Source organism: Niastella sp., from assembly GCF_045805085.1.
In the GTDB taxonomy this organism is placed as follows: domain Bacteria; phylum Bacteroidota; class Bacteroidia; order Chitinophagales; family Chitinophagaceae; genus Niastella.
In genome coordinates this window covers 1-5,652 of record NZ_JBJMLX010000260.1, presented here as the reverse complement: position 1 = coordinate 5,652, position 5,652 = coordinate 1, and the positions used below count along the sequence as shown (strand labels likewise).

Annotated in this window: 3 protein-coding genes and 1 rRNA gene; 1 reads left to right on the top strand and 3 read right to left on the bottom strand. The window is 43.9% G+C overall.

All coding sequences use genetic code 11. The features are described from left to right. Window positions 1-548 precede the first annotated feature (548 nt). Together ACJ751_RS13560 and clpB are read right to left on the bottom strand one after the other, a co-directional pair. Entirely contained in the window at window positions 549-1,106 is a 558-nt protein-coding gene (locus ACJ751_RS13560; RefSeq protein WP_407746036.1) for a DsbA family protein, read from the bottom strand. Between the two features lie 306 nt (window positions 1,107-1,412). Further along, a complete protein-coding gene (gene clpB, locus ACJ751_RS13555; protein ID WP_407746035.1) occupies window positions 1,413-4,025 on the bottom strand; it encodes an ATP-dependent chaperone ClpB in 2,613 nt (870 codons plus the stop codon). Window positions 4,026-4,204: 179 nt separating this feature from the next. On the opposite strand from clpB, the gene ACJ751_RS13550 reads away from it, so the two are divergent. Further along, complete coding sequence (locus ACJ751_RS13550) at window positions 4,205-5,260, top strand: serine hydrolase domain-containing protein (RefSeq protein ID WP_407746034.1); 1,056 nt, start codon at window positions 4,205-4,207, stop codon at window positions 5,258-5,260. A 304-nt stretch (window positions 5,261-5,564) separates the two neighbouring features. On the opposite strand, the gene rrf is transcribed toward ACJ751_RS13550, so the two are convergent. Then, a 5S ribosomal RNA gene (gene rrf, locus ACJ751_RS13545) occupies window positions 5,565-5,652 on the bottom strand; the annotation flags it as partial.

Here is a 5,652-nt window from a genome sequence, read left to right as displayed (position 1 = left end):
CATTCATTCATCAAGGCGGTGTTTCTACACTGCCTTCTCTTTTGTTTCCGGGCATAAAAAAACCCCGACGAAATCGGGGCGTATGAACAGGCAATCGTTATAATTTTCAATGATGTATCAAAGTTTCTTTTTTCTTGCCAATCAAACAAGTGTTAGTCACGAATTTCCAGGTAGCCGACCCCTTACCAACAATATTATAAAATATTACATATTTCATTTTTAGAACTTAAATTTATTTCTTAACTCGCTTTCTGCCTTACCGGTTATTAATTTTCTGTTAACCTAACTTTAATTAAGACCAAACATCGTGAATAAGTGACTTTAAACTGACAGATCATAAAATGATATAAGCCGGAAAAAAAATTAATCTTTTTTTGAAAACCGTGCTTTTACGGGTATTCCTGAGTTAAAAACGGGGCTAAAAACATAAAAGGTGTCCGCCAATTGGCGAACACCTTTTTACTTACACACCGGTTCTTCGACTACGCTCAGAACCTTTACAAACACTTTCATCCTTCGACTGCACGCAGAACGCTCAGTGCCTTTTATCAGGCTCTTTTTCGCTTCGCACCATGACATTCTTCTTCTATGACCTTTGTTAATTCGGGTTGACTAAGCCTTCCATGATATTCGCGGTCGTTAATAAACAAAGTGGGTACGTTACGAACGCCTTTATTAAGGCCTTCGAGCAGGTCGGTCCTTACCGTCCAGCCGTATTTGCTTTCAACCAGGTCGGGTAGAAAGTTTTTGCTTGTAACCCCTACTTCCCGGGCATACTCACGTAAACTGATCGACCCCAAACGATGCGGATGCGCAAACAACAGGTTATGCATTTCCCAGAATTTTCCTTCCTGGGCTGCGGCCACTGCCGCTTCTGCCGCTTTATGCGCATGCTGATGTATCTGGGTCAACGGGAAATGCCGGTAATTGAATCTGATCTTCTTGCCATGCGATTCCAACAACTTATTTATCACTCTATGAACTTTGCCACACTCTTCGCTCTCATAATCGCCATATAAAACCAGACTCACCGGCGCTGCAGGGTCACCTGCCCACAATCCTTTTGTAGAAATAATCTCCTTGTTCTTGTCATTTTTTATTGGCATAACTGCTCCTCTTTCAATTGTTTTTTTGCTTTAACGTATTGATTCCGCCTGCGCCAGGGCTTTGGCGGACATAGTAAAAAGGGCCACTCTACCTACAGCAGAGTGGCCCTGGTTCTAAAAAAATAACCTCATCCCAATACCCGTTTTAGAATAAACCTGTCAGGTCTCTCCAAATCAAATGCCTCATATGTTTACTGACCTGACAGGCTTTTTATCACAGGTATATCTCACTCACTTTTATATAACATTCGCCTTTCGATATAGTTCTCAGCCAAAAGCAATTCCATTCCTTTTAACGATTCATTATTATTTCACCTTTTCGGGCGCCTCGTTCCTGAATACCACTACCCCATCAAAAACATCGACCATTACGGGTTTCGATTTATCGATGTCGGCAGCCAGTATCTTTTTACTCAACGGGTTAACGATCTCTTTCTGGATCAACCGTTTTAATGGCCGGGCGCCAAACTGTATATCAAATCCCTGTTCGGCCAGGTATTCCAGGGCATAATTACTGAACCGCAGGTCGATTCCGTTTTCAGCAACCTGCCTCTTCAGGCTGTTCAACTGTATCTGCACAATACCCATGATCTGTTTCTTCAACAATGGCTGGAACATGATCACTTCATCTACCCGGTTCAAAAATTCAGGTCTGATGGTTTGCCGCAACAGGTTCATTACTTCTACCTTGGCTCGTTCTGCAGCCGCTTCCACATTGTTCTCTTTCACATCTTCAAACGCTTCCTGTATCAGGTGGCTACCAATATTGCTGGTCATAATGATGATGGTATTCTTGAAGTTCACCACCCGGCCTTTGGCATCGGTAAGGCGGCCATCATCCAGTACCTGCAATAACACGTTCCAAACATCGGGATGCGCTTTTTCAATTTCATCGAGCAACACCACACTATAAGGTTTTCTCCGCACGGCTTCTGTAAGTTGCCCACCTTCTTCATATCCCACATATCCCGGAGGCGCACCCACTAACCGGCTCACGGTATGTTTTTCCTGGTATTCGCTCATATCTATGCGGGTCATCATACTTTCATCATCGAAGAGGTAATCGGCCAGGGCTTTTGCCAGCTCTGTTTTACCTACGCCGGTTGTTCCCAGAAAAATAAACGAACCAATCGGTTTTTTGGGATCGTGCAATCCCGCCCTGCTTCTGCGAATAGCATCGGCTACGGCAGTTATCGCTTCATCCTGCCCCACTACACGCTCGTGCAGCTTTTCTTCCAGGTACAACAATTTCTCTCTGTCACTCTGCAACATGCGGCTCACCGGTATGCCGGTAGCTTTTGCTATTGTTTCGGCAATATCTTCTGCATCCACTTCTTCCTTCATCAACCGTTTGTTTTCGCTAATGGCATTCAATTGCTGCGAATACTCACTTATCAACCGCTCCTGTTCTTTTATTTTGCCATAGCGGATCTCGGCCACCGTTCCATAATCACCATTACGTTCGGCTTGTTCTGCCTGCACTTTCAATTGCTCTACCTGCGCCTTGGCATCCTGCACTTTATCAACCAACTCTTTTTCTTCCTGCCATTTGGCTTTCAGGGTATCGCGTTGCACGCTCAGATTGGCAATTTCGGTATTCAGTTCCTTCAGCTTCTCTTCATCATTCTCACGTTTAATAGCCTCGCGTTCAATCTCCAGCTGCCGTATTTGCCGTATCAGATGATCCAACTCTTCAGGCATTGAATTCATTTCCAACCTCAATTTCGCTGCTGCTTCATCAATCAGGTCAATCGCCTTATCGGGCAGGAACCGATCGGTAATGTACCGGCTCGATAATTCCACTGCTGCAATAATGGCCTCGTCTTTAATGCGCACATGGTGGTGCGTTTCATAACGGTCTTTCAACCCACGCAGAATTGATATCGCATCCTCAACCGATGGTTCATCTATCATTATTTTCTGGAACCTGCGTTCAAGGGCTTTATCTTTTTCAAAAAAGCGCTGGTATTCATTCAAGGTAGTGGCGCCTATTGCCCGCAATTCACCACGCGCCAAAGCGGGTTTCAAAATGTTGGCGGCATCCATGGCGCCTTCGCCGCCACCGGCCCCTACCAGAGTATGGATCTCATCGATGAACAAAATGATCTCGCCATTGCTTTCGGTCACATCCTTTACTACACCTTTCAGCCTTTCTTCAAACTCACCTTTATATTTTGCGCCGGCGATCAGCTGACCCATATCGAGGGTATAGATCACTTTTGTTTTCAGGTTCTCGGGTACATCGCCATTTACAATACGATGGGCAATGCCTTCGGCAATCGCGGTTTTACCTACGCCGGGCTCACCTACCAGTATCGGGTTGTTCTTGGTACGGCGCGACAGAATATGTAACGTTCTGCGTATTTCTTCATCACGGCCAATTACAGGATCTAATTTCCCCTGGCGGGCCAGGTCATTCAGATTACGTGCATATTTATTCAGCGCGTTGAAGGTAGTTTCCTGGGTTTGGGATTGAACGGTTTCACCCTTGCGCAGTTCTTTAATAGCCGTCACAAGACCTTTTTCACTTAATCCGGCTTCTTTTAATAAGCGGGCAGTTGAATCGTTGCCCTGTACAATTGCCAGCAGCAAATGCTCGGGTGTAATGAATTCATCGCCGAATTGCTTTAATGCGGCACCTGCACGCAATACCACGTTATTGGCTTCCCTGCTCACTGACTGCGCAGCATCGCCGCTTGTTTTGGGCAGTTTATTGATCGATTCCTGTAACTTGTTCTCCAAAAGGTTCACCGTTACATTGTTCTTTTTTAATAAGTATTCAACTGGTGAATCTTCCTGGTCGAGCAAAGCTTTCAACACATGCTCCGTTTCTATATTTGGACTTTGTGAATTAAACGCTAATTGTTGTGCCTGTTGAAATGCTTCTGCCGCCTTAATGGTAAAATTTCCTAAGTTCATAGCGTGTTAATTTGAAAATGTAATATTTTAAAATCTTGAAAATGATAGTCAGGATCTTTCAACCAACCTTTTTCTTTTACTGAATGTAAAAGTGATTGGTCCGGTTCAATGGCGCCATCATTTTCAAAAAGCTATTTAGTATCTGCAAATCATAATCCAGGCCTTAAATTCATGCATTTATGTCATTAAAAGTGAACTCCATCTGCCTCAGTTGCAGTATTTTATCCTTGTTCCTGTTATTCTTTCAGTTTTCTTTTTCCCAGTCCGACTTCAGCCAGGTAGATGCCCTGTTGCAAAAAAACCAGAAGTTACTGGGCAACGATGTGGTAGCTATTATATATAAGGATGGTAAGGTAGTCCACACCAAAGAGCTGGGCGAGTTCAATGCCAAAACTCTTGCACCCATTGCCAGTAGCAGCAAATGGCTCACCGCCGCTTTGGTTATGCAATTTGTGGATGAAGGCAAACTAAATCTGGACGATCCGGTAAGTAAATACCTGCCCGTATTTGAAAAATACATGAAGAACTATGTAACCATTCGCCAGTGCCTGGGGCATACAACGGGTATTGAAAACGATAAAGGCAGTTTGTTAAAGATGGTTCAGCGCAGCAAATACATGACGCTGGAAGAAGAAGTGAACGCCTTTGCCGCCAAAGAGATCTCCAACAATGCGGGCACTGAATTTCATTATGGCGGTATTGGGTTGAACGTTGCCGGCCGGGTACTGGAAGTGATCTCTAAAAAATCATTTGATCGCCTTATTCAGGAGAAATTATTACGTCCCCTGAAAATGAAACAGACTTCGTTTATGAATGAGAACGGCTATGCGCCCAATCCTTCCGGCGGCGCCCGCAGTACAGCCAATGATTATATTAACTTTTTATCGATGATCCTGAGCAAGGGGATGTTTGAGGGGAAAAGAATACTGAGCGAAAAGTCTATTGAAGAAATGCAAAAACCCCAGTTCACAAACCTGCCTGTTAAATATACACCAAAAGTTGCTGAAGGTTTTCACTATGGCCTGGGCGAATGGATCCAGGAAGAAGACGCCAGTGGCAACAGTACCGTGGTTAGCTGCCCCGGGTTGTTTGGCACCTGGCCGTATATTGACAAATGCCGTAATTACGCTGCCATCATTTTTGTGAAAACGTTGTTGAATGAGCAGAAGAAAGATGTCGCCATTCAGTTTAAAGGAGCTGTTGATGAAGCGGTTGGTGGTAATGGATGTAAGTAATAACGAAATAGAAATGTAAACAAAAGGCCTCTCGATATAAGTCAAGAGGCTAAAAGTTAAAAGTTGAAATCCTCTATTCTTAAATCGCAGTTGGTAGGTTCGTAGGTTCTTAAGTTCGTTAGTTATTTAGTTTGTTAGTTGTTTAGTTCATGGGTTTAGGGTTGAAGGCTTTAAACTCAAGAACATAAGAACTTACTAATCTAACCTCCCAACTGAAGAACTAATAAACTAAAAAACCACCTTTCAGGCCGGACTAAAAAGCAAAAAGCCTCTATGACATCAGTCAAGAGGCTTTTTGCAATAAATATGGCAACTACCTACTCTCCCACATTGTTGTGTAGTACCATCGGCCATGAGGGGCTTAACTTCTCTGTTCGGAATGGGAAGAGGTG